At 72.6% G+C, this 18,323-nt stretch carries 20 protein-coding genes, 2 tRNA genes, 1 other RNA gene and 1 pseudogene; 14 read left to right on the top strand and 10 right to left on the bottom strand.

What is annotated here, in order from left to right:
* Positions 1-135 precede the first annotated feature (135 nt).
* Both ACOBQU_RS20020 and ffs read right to left on the bottom strand, forming a co-directional pair.
* Positions 136-2,420: pseudogene (locus ACOBQU_RS20020) on the bottom strand (DNA polymerase III subunit gamma and tau).
* Positions 2,421-2,481: 61 nt separating this feature from the next.
* An RNA gene (gene ffs / locus ACOBQU_RS20015) (signal recognition particle sRNA small type) lies at positions 2,482-2,580 on the bottom strand.
* A gap of 73 nt (positions 2,581-2,653) precedes the next feature.
* Here ffs and ACOBQU_RS20010 point away from each other — a divergent pair.
* Positions 2,654-2,738 (top strand) — tRNA-Ser (locus ACOBQU_RS20010).
* 391 nt (positions 2,739-3,129) lie between these two features.
* Here the strand turns inward: ACOBQU_RS20010 and ACOBQU_RS20005 are convergent.
* The gene (locus ACOBQU_RS20005; RefSeq protein WP_423628699.1) at positions 3,130-3,390 is read right to left on the bottom strand and encodes a hypothetical protein; all 261 of its coding nucleotides are present in this window, start codon (positions 3,388-3,390) and stop codon (positions 3,130-3,132) included.
* Positions 3,387-4,106, bottom strand: coding sequence for a hypothetical protein (locus tag ACOBQU_RS20000; RefSeq protein WP_423628698.1), 720 nt, complete (start codon positions 4,104-4,106; stop codon positions 3,387-3,389). Before ACOBQU_RS20000 ends, ACOBQU_RS20005 begins: the two co-directional genes overlap by 4 nt.
* A gap of 234 nt (positions 4,107-4,340) precedes the next feature.
* Here ACOBQU_RS20000 and ACOBQU_RS19995 point away from each other — a divergent pair, with 234 nt between their 5' ends.
* Together ACOBQU_RS19995 and ACOBQU_RS19990 are read left to right on the top strand one after the other, a co-directional pair.
* The gene (locus ACOBQU_RS19995) at positions 4,341-4,619 is read left to right on the top strand and encodes a CopG family transcriptional regulator (protein WP_423628697.1); all 279 of its coding nucleotides are present in this window, start codon (positions 4,341-4,343) and stop codon (positions 4,617-4,619) included.
* Positions 4,616-5,041 (top strand): hypothetical protein, encoded by a 426-nt coding sequence (locus tag ACOBQU_RS19990; RefSeq protein WP_423628696.1) that lies wholly within the window; start codon positions 4,616-4,618, stop codon positions 5,039-5,041. Before ACOBQU_RS19995 ends, ACOBQU_RS19990 begins: the two co-directional genes overlap by 4 nt.
* Before the next feature lie 136 nt (positions 5,042-5,177).
* On the opposite strand, the gene ACOBQU_RS19985 is transcribed toward ACOBQU_RS19990, so the two are convergent.
* From ACOBQU_RS19985 to ACOBQU_RS19975, 3 genes are all read right to left on the bottom strand, one after another.
* A complete protein-coding gene (locus tag ACOBQU_RS19985) occupies positions 5,178-5,654 on the bottom strand; it encodes a hypothetical protein (RefSeq protein WP_423628695.1) in 477 nt (158 codons plus the stop codon).
* Positions 5,651-6,406 carry a dienelactone hydrolase family protein gene (locus tag ACOBQU_RS19980; RefSeq protein WP_423628694.1) on the bottom strand — a complete coding sequence of 252 codons (756 nt, stop codon included), beginning with the start codon at positions 6,404-6,406 and terminating at the stop codon, positions 5,651-5,653. The genes ACOBQU_RS19985 and ACOBQU_RS19980 overlap by 4 nt, the downstream gene beginning before the upstream one ends.
* Before the next feature lie 182 nt (positions 6,407-6,588).
* Positions 6,589-7,383 carry an SDR family oxidoreductase gene (locus ACOBQU_RS19975; protein ID WP_423628693.1) on the bottom strand — a complete coding sequence of 265 codons (795 nt, stop codon included), beginning with the start codon at positions 7,381-7,383 and terminating at the stop codon, positions 6,589-6,591.
* 381 nt (positions 7,384-7,764) lie between these two features.
* Between ACOBQU_RS19975 and ACOBQU_RS19970 the strand changes: the two genes are divergently transcribed.
* Positions 7,765-8,307 carry a sensor domain-containing protein gene (locus tag ACOBQU_RS19970; protein ID WP_423628692.1) on the top strand — a complete coding sequence of 181 codons (543 nt, stop codon included), beginning with the start codon at positions 7,765-7,767 and terminating at the stop codon, positions 8,305-8,307.
* A 96-nt stretch (positions 8,308-8,403) separates the two neighbouring features.
* Here the strand turns inward: ACOBQU_RS19970 and ACOBQU_RS19965 are convergent, their stop codons facing one another.
* Positions 8,404-10,005 (bottom strand): ABC-F family ATP-binding cassette domain-containing protein, encoded by a 1,602-nt coding sequence (locus ACOBQU_RS19965; RefSeq protein WP_423628691.1) that lies wholly within the window; start codon positions 10,003-10,005, stop codon positions 8,404-8,406.
* A 184-nt stretch (positions 10,006-10,189) separates the two neighbouring features.
* On the opposite strand from ACOBQU_RS19965, the gene ACOBQU_RS19960 reads away from it, so the two are divergent.
* Positions 10,190-10,771, top strand: a complete 582-nt coding sequence (locus ACOBQU_RS19960; RefSeq protein ID WP_423628690.1) for an HhH-GPD-type base excision DNA repair protein — start codon at positions 10,190-10,192, stop codon at positions 10,769-10,771.
* 69 nt (positions 10,772-10,840) lie between these two features.
* Here the strand turns inward: ACOBQU_RS19960 and ACOBQU_RS19955 are convergent, their stop codons facing one another.
* Positions 10,841-12,391 (bottom strand): helicase HerA-like domain-containing protein, encoded by a 1,551-nt coding sequence (locus ACOBQU_RS19955; RefSeq protein ID WP_423634608.1) that lies wholly within the window; start codon positions 12,389-12,391, stop codon positions 10,841-10,843.
* 195 nt (positions 12,392-12,586) lie between these two features.
* Here ACOBQU_RS19955 and ACOBQU_RS19950 point away from each other — a divergent pair, with 195 nt between their 5' ends.
* Both ACOBQU_RS19950 and ACOBQU_RS19945 read left to right on the top strand, forming a co-directional pair.
* Positions 12,587-12,883 carry a type II toxin-antitoxin system VapB family antitoxin gene (locus ACOBQU_RS19950; protein ID WP_003955420.1) on the top strand — a complete coding sequence of 99 codons (297 nt, stop codon included), beginning with the start codon at positions 12,587-12,589 and terminating at the stop codon, positions 12,881-12,883.
* A gap of 122 nt (positions 12,884-13,005) precedes the next feature.
* Positions 13,006-13,653 (top strand): LytR C-terminal domain-containing protein, encoded by a 648-nt coding sequence (locus ACOBQU_RS19945; protein WP_423628689.1) that lies wholly within the window; start codon positions 13,006-13,008, stop codon positions 13,651-13,653.
* A 233-nt stretch (positions 13,654-13,886) separates the two neighbouring features.
* On the opposite strand, the gene upp is transcribed toward ACOBQU_RS19945, so the two are convergent.
* On the bottom strand, positions 13,887-14,522 hold the full coding sequence (gene upp / locus ACOBQU_RS19940; RefSeq protein ID WP_423628688.1) for a uracil phosphoribosyltransferase: 636 nt from the start codon (positions 14,520-14,522) through the stop codon (positions 13,887-13,889).
* Between the two features lie 175 nt (positions 14,523-14,697).
* Here upp and ACOBQU_RS19935 point away from each other — a divergent pair, with 175 nt between their 5' ends.
* The 7 genes from ACOBQU_RS19935 to ACOBQU_RS19905 all read left to right on the top strand — a co-directional run bounded on the left by ACOBQU_RS19935 (position 14,698) and on the right by ACOBQU_RS19905 (position 18,296).
* Positions 14,698-14,865, top strand: a complete 168-nt coding sequence (locus tag ACOBQU_RS19935) for a hypothetical protein (protein ID WP_423628687.1) — start codon at positions 14,698-14,700, stop codon at positions 14,863-14,865.
* A gap of 194 nt (positions 14,866-15,059) precedes the next feature.
* Positions 15,060-15,602, top strand: coding sequence for a hypothetical protein (locus ACOBQU_RS19930; protein ID WP_423634607.1), 543 nt, complete (start codon positions 15,060-15,062; stop codon positions 15,600-15,602).
* Between the two features lie 63 nt (positions 15,603-15,665).
* Complete coding sequence (tadA, locus tag ACOBQU_RS19925) at positions 15,666-16,097, top strand: tRNA adenosine(34) deaminase TadA (protein WP_423634605.1); 432 nt, start codon at positions 15,666-15,668, stop codon at positions 16,095-16,097.
* A 57-nt stretch (positions 16,098-16,154) separates the two neighbouring features.
* A tRNA-Ser gene (locus ACOBQU_RS19920) sits at positions 16,155-16,239 on the top strand.
* Positions 16,240-16,738: 499 nt separating this feature from the next.
* Positions 16,739-16,918 (top strand): hypothetical protein, encoded by a 180-nt coding sequence (locus ACOBQU_RS19915; protein ID WP_423628686.1) that lies wholly within the window; start codon positions 16,739-16,741, stop codon positions 16,916-16,918.
* Positions 16,919-17,006: 88 nt separating this feature from the next.
* Positions 17,007-17,300 (top strand): Dabb family protein, encoded by a 294-nt coding sequence (locus ACOBQU_RS19910; RefSeq protein WP_423628685.1) that lies wholly within the window; start codon positions 17,007-17,009, stop codon positions 17,298-17,300.
* Positions 17,301-17,468: 168 nt separating this feature from the next.
* The gene (locus ACOBQU_RS19905) at positions 17,469-18,296 is read left to right on the top strand and encodes an RNA polymerase sigma factor SigF (RefSeq protein WP_423628684.1); all 828 of its coding nucleotides are present in this window, start codon (positions 17,469-17,471) and stop codon (positions 18,294-18,296) included.
* Positions 18,297-18,323 lie beyond the last annotated feature (27 nt).

Raw genomic sequence — 18,323 nt, 5'->3', positions numbered from 1 at the left:
GACCCGCCCCTTTCCCGAAACCATGGGGCTCCGCCCCCTGGCACCCCCGAAGATCGGCCTGGCGGCCTCGTCCTCAAACGCCGGACGGGCTGGATCCTGCCGGTCGCGGCAGAGTTTCAAGGGCCCCCGCGAGGGCTACTCGTTCGGGTACTCCTCGACCACCGTCGCGCCCAGTTCCCGGACGATCAGTTCGTGCCCCGACAGTGCCGAGTCGACAAGATCCGGATCGTCATCCTCCGGAATGTCATCCTCCGGCGCCACGTGCTCGGCGGCGCGAGCCGGAGGCGCGGGCGTCGGGGCCGCAGGCGCGGACGGCGCCACCGGCGGCGCGGGTGCCGGGGCGGGCGCGGCCGCGGGGGCGGGCCGCGGGGCGGCGGCCGGGGCCCCGCCGTACCCCGAGGACCCGTACTGCCCGGAGGGCGGGGCCTGCGGAGGCGCGGGCCGCCCGCCGCCGAACCCGCCCGCCGCGGGCGGCGGCGCCGAGCCCCCGGAGGGGTCGACGATCGCCTCGACCTTCCACTGCACGCCGAACTGCTCGGACAGCGCCTGCTTCAGCACGTCCTCGCTGCCGCTGCTGGCGAAGTTGTCCCGGGCCCCGGCGTTGACGAAACCGAGCTGGAGCGTGGTGCCGTCGAAGCCCGCGACCTGCGCGTTCTGGCTGAGCAGGATCCAGGTGAACCGGCGGCGGTTCTTGACCGCCTCCAGGATGTTCGGCCAGAGGCTGCGGGGGTCGGGGCCGCCGGGCACGGGGGCGTAGGCGGGCGCCGCGGGCGCCGGGGCCGGGGCGGAGGGGGCGGGCGCCGGGGCGGCGGGCTTGGCCGGGGGCGCGGCGGGCGCGGGGGCGCCGCCGCCCGCCGGGGCGGCCGTGGGCCAGCTGCCGGGACGGGACGCCCCGGAGGCGGGCGCGGCACCGCCTCCGGGCGCGGAGGCGGTGGGCCAGCTGCCGGGACGGCTGGCGGCGGGGGCGGCCTCCGGGGCGGCGGGAGGAGCCGGGGGAGCCTGGGGAGGCTGAGGGGCCGGGGGGACCGGCGGCGCCGGGGGGGCCTGAGCTGCCGACGGAGCCTGAGGCGCCGCGGCCTCGGCGCCCCCGGAGCCCCCGGCTCCGCGCACGGCCGCCCGCGCGGCGGCCGCCCCGCCCCCGGGCGGAACGTCCACCCCGCCCGGCGGCACGGCGACACCCGGCTGCTGCACCCCGGCGTGGGCCTCGGGCCCGGGCACGTACCCCATCGCGGGCGCCGAGGCGGGTCCCTGGGCCATGAAGTGCCCGCCGCGCTCCAGGCGGTCGAGGCGCGCCATGACGGAGCGCTCGTCGTCGTACGCGGCGGGCAGCAGCACGCGCGCGCAGATCAGCTCCAGCTGGAGCCGGGGCGAGGTGGCGCCCCGCATCTCCGTGAGGCCCTCGTTGACGAGGTCGGCGGCGCGGCTGAGCTCGGCGGCGCCGAAGACCCCGGCCTGCGCCTGCATCCGCTCGACGACGTCGGCCGGGGCGTCGATGAGCCCCTTCTCGGCGGCGTCCGGCACGGCGGCGAGGATCACCAGGTCCCGCAGCCGCTCAAGCAGGTCGGCGACGAACCGCCGCGGGTCGTTCCCCCCTCGATGACGCGGTCCACGACCTCGAAGGCGGCCGCGCCGTCCCCGGAGGCGAAGGCCTCCACCACGGAGTCGAGGAGCGAGCCGTCCGTGTACCCCAGCAGGCCCGTCGCCATGGCGTACGTCACACCGTCCTCGCGCGCACCGGCGAGGAGCTGGTCCATCACGGACATGGAGTCACGCACGGACCCGGCACCGGCGCGCACCACGAGCGGCAGCACGCCGTCCTCGACGGCGATGCCCTCGCGCCCGCACACCTCGGCCAGATAGTCCCGCAGCGTGCCCGGCGGCACGAGCCGGAACGGATAGTGGTGCGTCCGCGACCGGATGGTCCCGATGACCTTCTCCGGCTCGGTGGTCGCGAAGATGAACTTGAGGTGCTCCGGGGGCTCCTCGACGACCTTCAGCAGGGCGTTGAACCCCGCCGAGGTGACCATGTGGGCCTCGTCGATGATGTAGATCTTGTACCGGCTGCTCGCGGGCCCGAAGAATGCCTTCTCGCGCAGGTCACGGGCGTCGTCCACACCACCGTGGGAGGCGGCGTCGATCTCGATGACGTCGATCGAACCCGGGCCGTTCCTGGCCAGGTCACGGCAGCTCTGGCACTCCCCGCAGGGCGTGGGAGTGGGACCTTGCTCACAGTTCAGGCACCGCGCCAGGATGCGCGCGCTCGTCGTCTTGCCGCAGCCGCGCGGGCCGCTGAACAGGTACGCGTGATTGACCCGGTTGTTCCGCAGCGCCTGCTGCAGCGGGTCGGTTACATGCTCCTGCCCGATGACCTCGGCGAACGACTCCGGGCGATAACGGCGGTACAGCGCGAGAGACGACACGCCTACGAGGTTATAGGCGCCCACTGACAACCCGGACCGCCCGCGGCCAACCCGCCCCCCAACGCAAAGCGCCCCTCACGCACCCGCCAGAGCCGACCTACCCTTGCTGCCTTCCGGCCCTGGGGGAGTTCAGTCAGATAGCGCCACGTGAGGGGCTGGCCCCCACAGTAGCCGATCCCCGCCCCTGGGAACGAGTTCGCGAGCACTCCTCAACGTCTTGTATTGTTTGCCGCGGAGGATTCGCCTAGAGGCCTAGGGCGCACGCTTGGAAAGCGTGTTGGGGGCAACCCCTCACGAGTTCGAATCTCGTATCCTCCGCAGTCGCCTGAGCAGGCGAAACGAGAACCCCGGACCGCTTCGGCGGCCGGGGTTCTCGGCATGCCTTGGTCTCAGTTGCAGTTTCATTCATTTCCGACATATGCGGCATTCTGTACGGCATGACGACGCGCCTCCGGCGACGACGGTGGTCGCCGTCCAAGCGTTCGTTCGCCGACTTGCACTCTGAAGGCCGACGGCCAAGATCAGCATCAGGTGGCGCTTACCCCACATCGCAGGACGCGCCCCCAGAAGCAACCCGCAGCCGCGTAGTGGACTGACCGTCCACGTCCGCCCTATCAGCCCCTTCCATGTCGCACGCCGCCCCAGCGGGGCCGAGCCGTTTGCGCGGCCCGACCCTCTGACCTTGCACTCAGCCTCCGGCGACCGACCCTCAGTCCCATCGCCCCGCGAACTCAGCACCGGCCAGCAAGTCGCCCGTCCGCACGATCGGATCATCGATCCCCAGAGCCACCATCACATCGGCGGGAAGGGCCACGTATTTTCCCTTCAACTTCGTGACACGGCAGGGAAAGCGGTTCGCCCTCACCAGCCCGGATGCCTTCGATGGGTCGACCCCGAGGAGATCTGCCACCTTGCGCAGGGGCATTGGCTCGGCCAGCCACTGCGACAGTCGCCTTACGCTTGGGCTCACTCGGCTTCCTTCTGCGGTCCGTCGAGCTCGTCGGACTCACCCTCGGGCACCTGCTCCGAACCCAAGGCGAGGAACTCGCCCAAGAGCCCGAGGCGATGCAAGGTAGCGCCCATGCGTTCGCCGCTGATGCGCCCCCACAACAAAGGGTCCATCTCGTCGACCACCTGGATGTCCGACTCGTTGCGGATGGGCGAGTAGCCGTCATCACATCGGCTCGCGCGGTCGACAAGGCTGTGCGGATCCGTCGTGCGCTCGGCCGGATCAGCCCGTTCCACCGCCCAGCCGGCCGCGTTGGCGGATCGGACAACCTGGTCACGGACATCGTCGCCTTCGGTGGCCAGCGCCAGACCGTACAACGCACCGAACACCATGGCCGACCTCACCTCGGCGACGTCAACGCAGAGCCTCCTCGACACTCTCCCGGCCGACTTCCGGAGGTAGGGGATGACGAAATACAGCGCGAGCAACTGGCTACGCTGAGCCAAGTTCGGCAGGTCACTACGGGCATCGCGGCCTACGCAGCGCCACAGCGCGTCCCGAAGAGCAACGTCGGTGGCTTCTCGCGCCGCCGCATCCTTCGCCTCCGAGAGCGTGAGGTGTTCACCCACTGAACACCTCTCCCCGGGCACATGTGGACACACCAACTGCCCACCGAGCAACTGCGAAACCTTTAGCTCGATCGATCTAAAGACGTCTGCCGAAGGCAGCAGGGACACGGCCCCTCCTCTTGTGGTTCCGCCAACGGCAGGAGGCTCACCGCGTCGAAGGGCGACTATCCGCACCAGCTGATGCATGCGCTGGCGGGAGTGAACGACACGGGGTGACTGAGTGAAACGGTGTGTCCCAGCGATCAACATCAGGAAGACTCCGGGGTCGACCATCCGCATCCTGAGCCTGACTGGTTCAGCGACCCTGGTAAGGGTACTTATACCAGGAGTATGGTCTCTTGTATGGCGACGAAAAAAGTCACAGTGACGATCCCCGAAGATCTCCTCGACGAGATCCGCGTCGACGCGGCTGAGCGGGGACTTTCGGCGTACGTAGCCGAGGCGTTGCGATTCAAGCGCGATCGGGACCGGCTGCTGGAGCTGGTCGACTGGCTGCAGGAGGAACACGGGCCGGTCACCGAGGACGAGCGCGCGGCAGCCCTCGCGGAACTGGACGATCTCGACGCCGAGCACGAGCGCCGTCGCACCGCCGGAGGACACGATGCCGGAGAAGCCGCGTGAAGAAGCGCGCCGGTGAGCAGAGGCAGCGGCCACTGCGCGTCTTCGTACTCGACTGCGAAGCCCTGTCCCTGGCCGTGCGCGGCGACCGCAGGATGATCGCCTGGCTCGACCTCGCGGCCGGGGGTGAGGCCGAAGTGGTGACGTCTCCCATGACGCTGGTCGAGGCGTACGACGGCAGGACCACCGAGCAGCGCTGGGACTGGGTGCTCTCCCGGCTCAAGGTCGCCGATATCGGAAAGGACGAGGCCCGCCAGGCCCGGCGTCTCCTGGGCGACACCAAGCTGCACGGTCACAAGTACGCGATCGATGCCGTGCTCGCTGTCATCGCACGCCAGCAGAAAGGCCAGGTCACAGTCTTCACGTCGGACGTAGACGACTTGGAGAAGCTCCTCCCGGACACCATCGTCGTCAAGAAGGTATGACCCGGCGCCCTGGTCTCAGTTCTGGTCTCATTCATCCCCGTCCAGCGTCGAAGGGCCGCTGCTTGCAGCGGGGCCCTTCGCCGTACCGGGGCCGCGCGCCGTGCCGGGGCGCAGAGGTTCCGGGCGTCGGGTGGGGTCAGTCGAAGTCCGGCCACTCCCCCGCGTGCAGGGATCTCAGGGAGCGTTCGTACTCCGTGAGGACGTGGAGGAAGGCGGGCTCGCCCCAGAGGGACTGGCCCAGGGCGGTGAGGAAGACGGCCGCCACGTGGAGGGTGGCCAGGGGGTCCTGGGCGGCCGCTTCGGGGGCGCGGGCGGGGTCCAGGGCGGCCCAGGCGCGCACCGCCTCGGTGATGGCGAACTCGTAGTGCGGGGGCGCCGCCGGGGCGAGGGCGTCGGCGCGGCGCACCACCTCGTCGGCGTGGATCTCGCGGGCCGCCACCTCCGCGACGCTCAGCGTGGAGCGCAGCAGCACGCCGAGCGCCGCGTGCGTGTCCGCGCGCGCCGTCTCGTCCAGGGGCGCGACGGCCCGGCTCACCGCCCCCGCGTCCCCCGTGGCGTACGCCCGCACCAGCGCGAGCGCGCTGTCCGGCCACACCTGCCCTGCCGCGCTCAACTGGCGCTCAGGGTGCGGGCGAACAGGGACAGCAGCCGGTCCCAGTGGCGGTCGCGCCCGGCGGGGCTGTAGGCCGCCGTGTCGGACATCGTGAAGCCGTGCACCGTGTCGGGGTACACCTCGGTCTCGTGGCGCACGCCCGCCGCGTCCAGCGCCTTCGTCCACTCCTCGATCGCCTCCGGCGGCATCCCGTCGTCCCGCGCCGCCAGGCCGACGTGGAGTTCGGCGGCGAGCGCGCCCGCGAGGCGGTGCGGGCTGTCCGCCGCGTCGGTGACCAGCGGCCCCGGGTGGAAGGCCCCGACCGCCGCCACCCGCTCCGGGAACGCCGCCGCCGTCCGCACCGCGAGCACCGCGCCCATGCAGTAGCCGGTGACCCCGACCGGGCCCGAGCGCACCTCCGGACGCGCGGCGAGATACTCCAGGTACGCCTCGGCGTCGCGCGCCGCGCGCTCCGGCGTGTGCGCCTCGATGAGCGGCATCACCCGGGAGATGAACGCCGCCCGTTCCTCCGGCACCTCCAGGTCCGGCAGGTCGAGCACGGGCGCCGGGCCGGTGCGGTAGAAGACGTTGGGCGCGAGGACGCAGTAGCCGTGCGCGGCGAGGCGCTCGGCCATCTCCTCGATCACCGGGCGCAGCCCGAAGGCGTCCATGTAGAGCAGGACGGCCGGGTGACCGCCGCCGCCCTCCGGGGCGGCCACGATCGCGTCCGCCGTGCCGTCGGGAGTGGGGATGGCGACGGTCCTGGTGGGCATGGGGTGCTCCTCCTGCGAGTGCGGCACGTGAGGATGTACGTCGGGAGGCATGTCGGGAGGCATGGGGAGGGACGGCTGTGCGTCGGCGCTCCGCGCGCCACGGTAGTGGCCGGGCCCGGTCGGCGGATCGGTCCAGGGGCGCTTTTCCGCTGGGCATAAAGCACTAGGACCCCGCCCGCCCTTCAGGCCGCCGGTACCGAGCCCACCAGGCCCCCGTCCACCACCAAGTCCTGCCCGGTGACGTACGACGCGTCGGGCGACGCCAGGAAGGCCACCGCCGCCGCCACCTCCTCGGCGCGGCCGACCGTGCCGAGGGGGACGTCCGCGGCGTTGGCGGCCTCGGCCCCGGGGTCCGGGTTGGCGTCGCGGTACATCTCGGTGTCGATGTAGCCGGGGCTGACGGAGTTGACGCGGATGCCGCGCGGGGCGAGGTCGGCGCCGAGGGTGCGGGCCAGGTTGTGCACGGCGGCCTTCGTCGCGGAGTACACCGACGCGACGGACAGGCCCCGGTGCAGCGTCCAGGAGGCGTTGAGCACCACGGCCGCGCCCTCCCCGAGCAGCGGCAGCGCCTTGTGGACGGTGAAGAAGACGCCCTTGAAGTTGACGTCGACGACGTGGTCGAAGTCCGCCTCGGTGAACTCGGCGGCCGGTTTGAAGACGCCGACACCCGCGTTGGCGAAGACCACGTCGAGGCCGCCCCGCCACTCCTCCACGCGCCGCATCAGCTCGTCCAGGTCCGCCAGGGAGCCCGCGTCCGCGCGGACCGCGAGGACGCGCCCGGCCGGGTCCCCGAGGGACGCCGCGGCCGCGTCCAGGCGCTCCTGGCTCCGGCCCGTGATCACCACGTACGCCCCCTCGTCGAGGAACCGCCGCGCCGCCGCGTACCCCATCCCGCTCGTACCGCCCGTGATGAGCACCGTCCTGTCCGTGAAGCGCCGCCCCGTACCCGTGCCCACAGCCGTGTTCGTGTTCGTCATGGGGAGATCGTCCGCCGGGCTCCCGGCGCGTGGCAGTGTCAGGTGAACCTGGGTGTGGCACCACCACCCTCGGCGGGCGGCAGGGGGCCTAGGTACACCCCCAGGACGCCACCTCGCCCCATGCCGTCCGGCCCGCGCACGCAGCAGAGTTGAGGTCGTCAGCACGGCACACGTCCCCACCACGCAGCAGACGAACGCGAGGCCCGCCATGACCACGACGCTCCCCTACGCCGTCCGGCCCGCCGAGCGCGCCGAGCGCGCCGCCGGAACGCCCGGCGCGCGGCCCGGCTTCTGGCGGGCGCCCCTCTCCCCGCCACCTTCCGGGAGTTCGGCTACACGCTCACCAACCTGCCGGTCGCGATCGCCGGTTTCGTCTTCGGCGTGACGCTGCTGGCGCTGGGCGCGGGCCTGGCGGTGACACTGCTCGGCGTTCCCGTGTACGCGGCGATGCTGGCCGGGGCGCGCGGCCTCGGGGCGGTGGAGCGCCGCCGGGCGCGGGACCGGCTCGGTCTGGCCGTGGCGGAACCGGAGGCCGCGCGGATCCCGGAGGCGGGCGGCGCCTTCGCGCGGATGTGGGCGCGGCTCGGGGACGGGGCGGGCTGGCGGGCCCTGGTGTTCCAGGTCGTGATGTTCCCGTGGCGCGTGGTGAGCTTCGCGCTGGCGGTGGCGCTGTGGGTGACGAGCTGGGCCGTCGCGCTGTTCCCCGCGTACTCCTGGGTCTTCGCCCGCTACACGGACTGGCCGGGCTACCGCCTCTACGACTACACCTCCGGCGGCGAGCACCACGCGTACTACATCGAGTCGCCGTGGCAGGTCGCCGGTGTCAGCGCGGTCGGCGTCCTGTTCGTCCTCCTCACGCCGCTGGTGATCCGGGCGCTGAACCGGGTGGACCGGGCGGCGGTGCGCTCGCTGCTCGGCCGGTAGCCCTGGCACGGGCGGTACGGGACCACCCGGGCAGCCGACTTCCCCCGCGGCTGCCCGGGTTCACCCATGCCCGGCCCGTCCCGCGGGCCCGCCCGCTCAGGCCAGCGCCACCAGCTCCCGGTACTCCGCGCTCCACAGGTCCTCCGTCCCGTCCGGCAGCAGCAGCACCCGGTCGGGCCGCAGCGCGTCGAGCGCGCCCTCGTCGTGGGTGACCATGACGATCGCGCCGGGGTAGGTGCCGACGGCCGCGAGGACCTCGTCCCGGGACGCCGGGTCGAGGTTGTTGGTCGGCTCGTCGAGCAGCAGCACGTTCGCGCCGGAGTGGACGAGTCCGGCGAGCGCCAGCCGGGTCTTCTCGCCGCCGGACAGCACCCGCACCGGCTTGTCCGCGTCGTCCCCGGTGAACAGGAACGCCCCGAGCACCTGCCGCACCTCGCCGTCCGTCAGCCGGGGCGCGGCGGCGGCGAGCTGGGCGCGGACGCTCACCGCGCCGTCCAGGGTGTCGTGCTCCTGCGCGAAGTAGCCGAGCCGCAGGCCGTGCCCGCGCACCACCCGGCCGCCGTCGGGCCGCTCGCGCCCGGCGAGCAGCTTCAGGAGGGTGGTCTTCCCGGCGCCGTTGGACCCGAGGACGACCAGCCTGCTGCCGCGGTCGACGGCCAGGTCGACGCCGCTGAGCACCCGCAGGTCCCCGTACGCCTTCTCCAGGCTGATCGCGCCGAGCGGTGTCCGGCCGCACGGGGCGGGCTCGGGCAGGCGGATCCGGGCGACCTTCTCGCCGCGCCGCACCGGCTCGGTGGCGGTGAGCAGCCGCTCGGCGCGCCGGGCCATGTTCTTCGCGGCGGTGGCGGTGGCGACGTTGGCGCGCATCCGGTCGGCCTGGGTGCGCAGCGCGGCGGCCTTCCGCTCGGCGTTGGCGCGCTCGCGGGCGCGGCGGCGCTCGTCGGCGGCGCGCTGCGCGAGGTAGGCGCTCCAGGTGGTGTTGTGTACGTCGAGGGCGGCGCGCGCCGGGTCGAGGTGGAAGACGCGGTTGACGACGTCGCCGAGCAGCCCGGTGTCGTGGCTGATGAGCACGGAGCCGCCGGGGTGGCCGCTCAGGTGGTCGCGCAGCCAGGCCACCGAGTCCCGGTCGAGGTGGTTGGTCGGCTCGTCGAGCAGCAGTACGTCGTGGCGGGAGAAGAGGATGCGGGCCAGCTCGACGCGGCGCCGCTGGCCGCCGGACAGCTCGCCCACGGGCCGCGCGAGCACCCGGTCGGGCAGGCCGAGACCGGCGGCGACGCGGGCGGCCTCCGCCTCGGCCGCGTAGCCGCCGCGGGCCTGGAAGGCGTCGTCGGCGCGCGCGTACGCGGCCATCGCCGCCCGCTGGCGCCGGGGGCCGTCCGCCGCGGCCAGCGCGGCCTCGGCGGCCCGCAGCGCGCGCACCGCCTCGTCGAGGCCGCGGGCGGACAGGATGCGGTCGCTGACGGTGGCCGCCGGGTCGGCGGCGGCCGGGTCCTGGGCGAGGTGGCCGAGCGAGCCGGTCAGCGTGACGCTGCCCGCCGCGTACGGAGTCTGCCCGGCGAGGGCCTTCAGGAGGGTGGACTTTCCGGCGCCGTTGCGCCCGACGAGCCCGACGCGGTCGCCGGGGCCGACGTGGAAGGAGGCTCCGGACAGCAGGGTCCGGGCGCCGACGCGCAGATCGAGGTCACGTACAGAGATCAAGGGAATACGCTCCGCGAAGCGAAAAGGACACACGGGTGACGTGGAGGCGTGTGTCCTTGCTAGGAAATGCGGGGCGTCGACATGGGGCCGAGCGTAAGGGGAGGGGCGGCCGCGGCGCACCCGGTTTTCCCCGGCGGGCGGGTCACGGCCTGCGCCGCGCGCCGGGCCGGGGGATGATCACCCCATGGACAAGGACGTCACCCTGCGTCTCGCGCAGCAGGAGGAGGCCGACGCGCTCCTCAGCCGCAGCCCGCTGGCCGCGCTCGTCGGGATGCTCCTCGACCAGCAGGTGCCCATGGAGTGGGCGTTCTCGGGCCCGTACACCATCGCCCGGCGCATGGGCGCCGACGACCTGGACGCGCACGACATCGCCGCGTACGACCCCGAGGCGTTCGCCGCGCTGCTGTCCGCGAAGCCCGCCGTGCACCGCTATCCGGGGTCCATGGCGGGGCGGGTGCAGAAGCTGTGCCAGTACCTCGTGGAGCACTACGACGGCGACGCGGCCGGGGTCTGGCGGGGCGCCGCCAGCGGCAAGGAACTCCTGGCCCGGCTCACCGACCTGCCCGGCTTCGGCAAGCAGAAGGCGCAGATCTTCCTCGCCCTCCTCGGCAAGCAGCTGGGCGTGCGCCCCACCGGCTGGCGCGAGGCCGCGGGCGCGTACGGCGAACCCAAGACGTACCGCTCGGTCGCGGACATCACGGGACCGGAGTCGCTGCGGCGGGTGCGGGCGTACAAGCAGGAGCAGAAGCGGGCCGCTCGGCCTTGAGCGGTCCCTCTCCCACCCGCCCACCCGTCACTGCCTAGCGACCAGGCGGGCGCCCCCTGCGGGGGTTGATCACCGCCGCCGTCTCGCCGTCCCGAAGAGGGAGCGGGAGATCTCCCGCCCCAGCTGCGTGCCCACCGACCGCAGCAGGGACTTCACCATGCCGCTGCCCATGACCTGGCCCACCACGGAGTCGGGCTGCTCCTTCGCCTTCCCCCGCGCGGGCGGCGGGGGCGCCGCCGTCTCCCGCTGCGGGGCGGCGGCCAGCCGCTCGTACGCCGACTCGCGGTCCACCGCCTCTCCGTAGCGCCCGTACAGCGGCGAGGCCCGCACCGCCCGCTCCAGCTCCGCCGCCTCGACGGGCCCCATCAGGGACTGCGGCGCCCGCAGCCGCGTCACCGCGACCGGGGTGGGCGCGCCGTGTTCGCTGAGCACGGTCACCACGGCCTCGCCGGTGCCGAGGGAGGTGAGGGTCTCCTCCAGGTCGTACGCGGAGTCGGGGAAGGTCCGCACGGTCGCCTTCAGGGCCTTCTGGTCCTCGGGGGTGAAGGCGCGCAACGCGTGCTGGACGCGGTTGCCGAGTTGGGCGAGGACGTCGGCGGGCACGTCCTTCGGGGTCTGGGTGACGAAGAAGACGCCGACGCCCTTGGAGCGGATCAGCCGCACGGTCTGGGTGATCGACTCCAGGAACGCCTTCGAGGCCCCGCTGAACAACAGGTGCGCCTCGTCGAAGAAGAAGACCAGCTTCGGCTTGTCGAGGTCACCGACCTCCGGGAGGTCGTGGTAGAGGTCCGCGAGCAGCCACATCAGGAACGTGGAGAACAGCGCGGGCTTGTCCTGGACCCGGGGCAGCTCCAGTACGGAGACCAGGCCCTGCCCGTCGTCCGCCTGCCGCAGCAGTTCGCTCGTGTCGAACTCCGGCTCTCCGAAGAAGGGGCTCATGCCCTGCGCCTCGAAGGCGGTGAGCGTACGCAGGATCACCCCGGCGGTGGCGGTGGACAGGCCGCCGACGGTCTTCAGCTCCGCCTTGCCCTCGTCGGAGGTGAGGAAGGTGACCACGGCCCGCAGGTCCTTCAGGTCGACGAGTTCCAGGCCCTTCTGGTCGGCGTAGTGGAAGATCAGGCCGAGCGACTGCTCCTGGGTCTGGTTCAGGCCGAGGACCTTCGCGAGCAGCACGGGCCCGAAGCTGGTCACCGTGGCGCGCACGGGTACGCCGGTGCCGATGCCGCCGAGCGCGTAGAACGCGCAGGGGAAGCCGCGCGGCGCCCACTCCTGACCGACGTCCCGGGCCCGCCCGGTCACCTTGTCGCCGCCCTGGCCGGGCGCGGAGATGCCGGACACGTCGCCCTTGATGTCGGCGAGGAAGACGGGCACGCCCTGCGCGGCCAGCTGCTCGGCGATGAGCTGGAGCGTCTTGGTCTTGCCGGTGCCGGTGGCGCCCGCGACCAGGCCGTGCCGGTTGAGCATGGCCAGCGGGATGCGCACCGGCGCGTCCGCGTGGCAGCGGCCGTCCCACAGCAGCGCGCCCAGGTCGAGCGCGGGGCCCTCGAAGGCGTACCCGGCGGCGATCTCCGCGGCCTGCGGCGGCAGCGCGGCGGCGGTCTCCTCGGCCCGCGGCGGCAACGCGTCGGGCGCGTCGGACTCGTTCGGGCGGTTTGTGCCGTCGGGTGTGGACGGCGTCCCCTGGCTGTCGCTCACTTCGGCCCCTGCTCCCGACTGGACACTTCCGGGTTTGCCCCGATTTCTTGCGGCATTTCCCAGGGTCGCACTGCGTCTCCATGGCTGCGCCCGGAGAGCCTTGACCGGTAGGCTTTCCGTGTGATCTTCAAGCGCATCGGAAACGGCCGGCCGTACCCCGACCACGGCCGGGAAAGCACCCGGCAGTGGGCGGACGTCGCGCCGCGCCCGGTCCGCCTCGATCAGCTCGTGACGACCAAGGGCCAGCTCGACCTGGAGACGCTGCTCGCCGAGGACTCGACGTTCTACGGCGACCTCTTCGCGCACGTCGTGAAGTGGCAGGGCGACCTGTACCTGGAGGACGGCCTGCACCGCGCGGTCCGCGCCGCGCTCCAGCAGCGCCAGGTGCTGCACGCCCGGGTGCTCGAACTGGGCTGACGCCCGCGACGCCCGCGACGCCCGAACGGGGCGGGACCCGCGTTGGCCCTTTCGGGTTGGACTGCGCGGCCGATGATGATCATCTAGTAGGCATTGCGCCCGGGCCGCACTACGCTGCGCCCATGAGCATGCTCACTCCCCCCGGCATGGGCGGCAAGTACCGCATCACGGGGGACAAGTACCCCCGCATGCGCCGCCCGAGCGGCCGCCGCAGGATCGTGCTCGTGAGCGCCGCGGGCCTCGCCGCGGTGGGGCTGCTCGGCTGGGGCGGCGTCCAGCTCTACGACGTGTTCACTGGCGACGAGGCCTCGGCGGCGTCCGGAACCGGCGGCCGCGGATGCGCGACGACGCCCCCGGCTCGGGCCGCGGCCGAGCCGAAGCCGAAGCCGCTGCCCGAGCCCCGGCAGATCACCGTGAACGTCTACAACGCCACGCCCCGCGGCGGCCTCGCCCAGGAGACCGCCGACGAGCTGAAGAAGCGGGGCTTCGCCATCGGCGACGTCGACAACGCGACGAAGGCGTACGACAAGAAGGTCAAGGGCACCGGCATACTGCTCGGCCCCAAGAAGGCCCTGGACACCGCGCTGCCGGTGCTGCGCACGCAGGTCGCGGGGGCCCAGCTGCGCACCGACGGGCGCCGGGGCGCCGAGGTCGACCTCATCATCGGCGACCGCTTCCGGAAACTGGCGCCGAAACGGGACGCCGCGCGAGCCCTGACGGCCCTCACCCAGCCGAAGCCCCGGCCTTCGACCACGGCACACTCCTGCTGAGCGAGGGGGACACCACCTCCTGGCAGCCGCCGACGGCGAAGGCCCCCCACAGGGGGCGCTCACCTGCGACTGGGCAGCAACGGGCGGGCGGGTGGGCGAGCCCCCCACCCACCGGCAGCCGCCGACGGCGAACAACCCCCGCAAGGGGCGGTCACGTCCTGCGAGGGCGGTAACGGGCGGGCGGGTGGGCGAGGAACCGCTTAAGCGCCGCCGCCACTCCCCCGCGCCGCCGCCTACTCCGCCGCGCCGTACATCCGGTCGCCCGCGTCGCCGAGCCCCGGCACGATGTACCCGTTCTCGTTCAGCCGCTCGTCCACCGCGGCGGTCACCACGGTCACCGGCGTCCCCGCCAGCTCCCGCTCCATGACCTCCACGCCCTCCGGCGCGGCGAGCAGCACCACGGCGGTCACGTCGTCCGCGCCGCGCTTGATGAGTTCCTGGATGGCGGCGACCAGTGTGCCGCCCGTGGCCAGCATCGGGTCGAGCACGTACACCTGCCGCCCGGAGAGGTCCTCCGGCATGCGGGTCGCGTACGTGGACGCCTGGAGCGTCTCCTCGTTGCGGATCATGCCGAGGAAGCCGACCTCGGCGGTGGGCAGCAGCCGCACCATGCCGTCGAGCATGCCGAGCCCGGCCCGCAGGATCGGCACCACCAGGGGCCGCGGCCGGGACAGCTTCACGCCGGTCGTCCGGGTGACCGGGGTGTCGATGTCGATCTGCTCGGTGCGCACGTCCCGGGTGGCCTCGTACGCGAGCAGGGTGACCAGCTCGTCGGCCAGGCGCCGGAAGGTCGGGGAGTCGGTGCGCTTGTCGCGCAGCGTGGTGAGTTTGTGCGCCACCAGCGGGTGGTCGACGACATGGATCCGCATTGTTCAACAGTAACCGGGCGAAGCACCCCCTTCGCCCCCTCGTCCCCGCCCGGGCACCACGGGGCACCCGCGCCGCGCCCCCGCGTGCCCGCGCCAGGCGTGCGCCCGCGCCTCCGGTGGCATCAAAGCCTTCCCACGAGGGAAGGTGGAGGGACGGACCGGGGTGGTGTTGCCTATGCCGGAGAGGGAAGAGCGCGAGACGGACGCCGAGCGCCGACGGCGCCGCGCCCAGTTCCTGCACGAGCTGGCCGAGGCCCGTGAACTGCGGGCCCGGGTGACACCACGCCGTGCACGGGCGGCAAGAATGCGACAGGCGATGCGTATGCGTACGTTCCGCTGGTGAGCCGCGAAGGGGGCCGGGACACCGGCGCGGCATGTGATTCGCAACGCGACGCGGACACAGCGGCCGGAAGACCTCTCCTGAAGCCGTTGTTTCTGCCACGATTCCGAGTGGGCGGGGCTAGGCACGGCACTCCCGCCCCCGACGTCCGCCGGGGGGATCCCCAACCGGCGCCTATGAACAGTGGGAGAGTCACGGTGTACTTCGCCGCACTGCTCGCGCGCACCGAAGACGGGTGGGAAGCGAGCGACACGGAGCTCGACGATGTGGAGACCCTGTCGGATCTGACCGACCTGGCCCGTGAGGCCGCCGCCGAGGCGAGCGGTTCCGAGGACGAGACGGTGCTCGTCTTCATCGAGCAGGAAGACGCGTGGTTCGGTGTCGTCCGCGTGGACGGCGAGGACGACCCGCGCATCTACGTCTCGGACGCGGCCGCCGCCGCGCGCAGCGCCTACGGCGAGATCCTGCTCACCGACGAGATGCTGGGCCGCGACCCGGACGACGGCGCGGACGACCTGGACGCGCTCGACCTCGACGGAACGGAGGACGGCGAGGACGAGTCCGGCGACGACGAGGCGGACAGCGGCGACGCCGTGCCCGCGGGACCGCTGGGGGACCGGCAGCTCCTCAGCGACCTCGGAGTCTCGGAGAAGGAGCTGCTTGCCCTGGAGAGCGGCGACGCCCTCAACGAGATCGCCGACGTCCTCGGCGCCGCGGAGGTCCTCGAAGCGGTCCGCTAGGTTCGCCGCGTGACGCGAGTGACACATCTCCCAGATCCGGTACGGGACCGCTGGCGGGCGCCGATGCGACTCGCCCTGGACGCGGCCGAACAGGCCGTCCGGGGCGGTGACGTGCCCGTCGGCGCCGTCGTGCTGTCCGCGGACGGCGAGACGGTACTCGCCACCGCGCACAACGAGCGCGAGGCGGTCGGCGACCCCACCGCGCACGCCGAGGTCCTCGCCCTGCGCCGGGCCGCCGAGCGGCTCGGCTCGTGGCGGCTGCCCGGATGCACCCTCGTCGTCACGCTCGAACCGTGCGTGATGTGCGCGGGCGCGCTCGTGCAGTCCCGGGTCGACCGGGTCGTCTACGGCGCCCGCGACGAGAAGGCGGGCGCCGCGGGCTCCCTGTGGGACCTCGTCCGCGACCGGAGGCTCAACCACCGGCCCGAGGTGATCGAGGGCGTCCTCGCCGACGACTGCGCGCGACTCCTCACGGACTTCTTCCGGGACCGGTAGGGGTCCCGCCCGGAACGGATTTCAGAGCACGGCCCACCTTGGGCTAGGATCTCTCTCGGTAGCGTGTCCGAGCGGCCGAAGGAGCTCGCCTCGAAAGCGAGTGTGGCGCAAGTCACCGAGGGTTCAAATCCCTCCGCTACCGCTCTCGATACGAAGGGTCCCGTCCACCAGGACGGGACCCTTCGCGCGTGCCGGGGCTCCCCGCCGCCGTACGACCCCGCCGCCGTACGACGAGGCCAGCGGCGTACGGCGGCACAAGAAGGCCCCGGCGCCGCCACAGCGCCGGGGCCTCTCCCGATGGGCCGGAGGAGGCGGCAAACGGGGGACAAGCCGCCTCCCCCGATGAGGACCGGAACCCCCAAGTCGGCGCCGCCGTCAGGGGGAAGCTGACGGCGCCGACCCCGCAGTGGGGTCCAGTCCCGGGCCCGCGGACTCCTGCCAGATCCTCGCGGGCTCACCCCCATCCTGCTCCTCCGCAAAGCCCGTACAGCCAGTCCAAGGGCCTGCGAGCATGGGTCGTTGGTCCTTAAAAACCAGGTGAGTTCGCGCCACGTTAGACTCGCCCGGCACAGGCGACTCGGCGAACCACGGGGTACGGGGATGCGCGGGCAGGGGACGGGCGGGCACGGGGAGGCCACAGCATGAAGGACCCGAAGAAGATCGTGCTCTTCGTCGTCGTGGTGTTCGTCCTCTACGTGATCATCACCGACCCCGCCAAGGCCGCCGACTACGTCCAGGTAGGGTTCGAGGGAATCTCGAACGGCGCCAAGGCCATCGGCGACTTCATGACCTGGGTCGCCAACGGCGGCAAGGACGACTGACGGCCGAGGACGACCCACGGCCGCCTGACGGCCGTCGGCGCGCACGAACGAGTGCCGACCCGACCACTAGGGACGACTGGGAGCGCCTGTGATCCGCCATCTGGTCCTCTTCAAGCTGAACGAGGGCGTCGAGCGGGACGATCCGCGCGTCGTCGCGGGCGTCAGGGCCTTCGCGGAGCTGGGCACCCTCATCCCGGACCTGGAGTCCTGGGAGTGCGCCTGGAACATCTCCGACCGCCCCATCGCGTACGACTACGCCATCAACTCCGCCGTCGCCGACGCCGACGCGCTCAAGCGCTACCTGGAACACCCGGCGCACCAGGCGGGCGTCGCGCTGTGGCGCGAGTTCGCCACGTGGGTGATCGCCGACTACGAGTTCTGAGCCGAGCCCGGCCCCCACAGCCCCGCACCCCGCTGGTGCGGGGCTTTTCCATGCCGTTTTTCCCAACTTGTCCCTCAACACGGAGTTATGGGGTGCTTGCACACAGTGCACATGTCTTGTGATGCTATGACCGCTTTTGACGGATGAGTTGACCGAGTCGAACTAGGGGTGGCGTTGACCGTGCCGGCCAGTTCTGCGCCTGAAGCGCCGCCCGCGAAGGCGAACGGAAGCACCCGGGGCGCCGACACGCGGGCCCTCACCCAGGTCCTGTTCGCCCAGCTCAAGAAGCTGGAGCCGGGGACGCCGGAACACGGCAGGGTGCGCGGCGCGCTCATCGAGGCCAACCTGCCGCTCGTGCGGTACGCGGCCGCGCGCTTCCGCGGCCGCAGCGAGCCGATGGAGGACGTCGTCCAGGTCGGCACGATCGGGCTCATCAACGCGATCGACCGCTTCGACCCCGACCGGGGCGTGCAGTTCCCCACCTTCGCCATGCCGACCGTCGTCGGCGAGATCAAGCGGTACTTCCGCGACAACGTGCGCACCGTGCACGTGCCGCGGCGGCTGCACGAGCTGTGGGTGCAGGTCACCGGCGCCACCGAGGACCTCACCACGTCCTTCGGGCGCTCCCCCACCACCGCCGAGATCGCCGAGCGGCTGCGGATCACCGAGGAGGAGGTGCTCGCCTGCATCGAGGCCGGGCGCTCCTACCACGCGACCTCCCTGGAGGCCGCGCAGGAGGGCGACGGGCTGCCGGGGCTCCTCGACCGGCTCGGGTACGAGGACCCCGCCCTCGACGGCGTCGAGCACCGCGACCTCGTACGGCACCTGCTGGTGCAGCTGCCCGAGCGGGAGCAGCGGATCCTTCTCCTGCGGTACTACAGCAACTTGACGCAGTCCCAGATCAGCGCGGAGCTGGGCGTCTCCCAGATGCATGTCTCCCGCCTGCTCGCCCGCAGCTTCGCCCGCCTCCGCTCCGCCAACCGCGTCGAGGCGTAGCCCTCGCGGGGTGCGCCGCAGACGGCT

Origin of the sequence: Streptomyces sp. G45 (assembly GCF_049542095.1) — a bacterium.
Taxonomy (GTDB): domain Bacteria; phylum Actinomycetota; class Actinomycetes; order Streptomycetales; family Streptomycetaceae; genus Streptomyces.
Note: the sequence above shows the minus strand (reverse complement) of the source record. Positions and strands in the feature narration are given on the sequence as shown.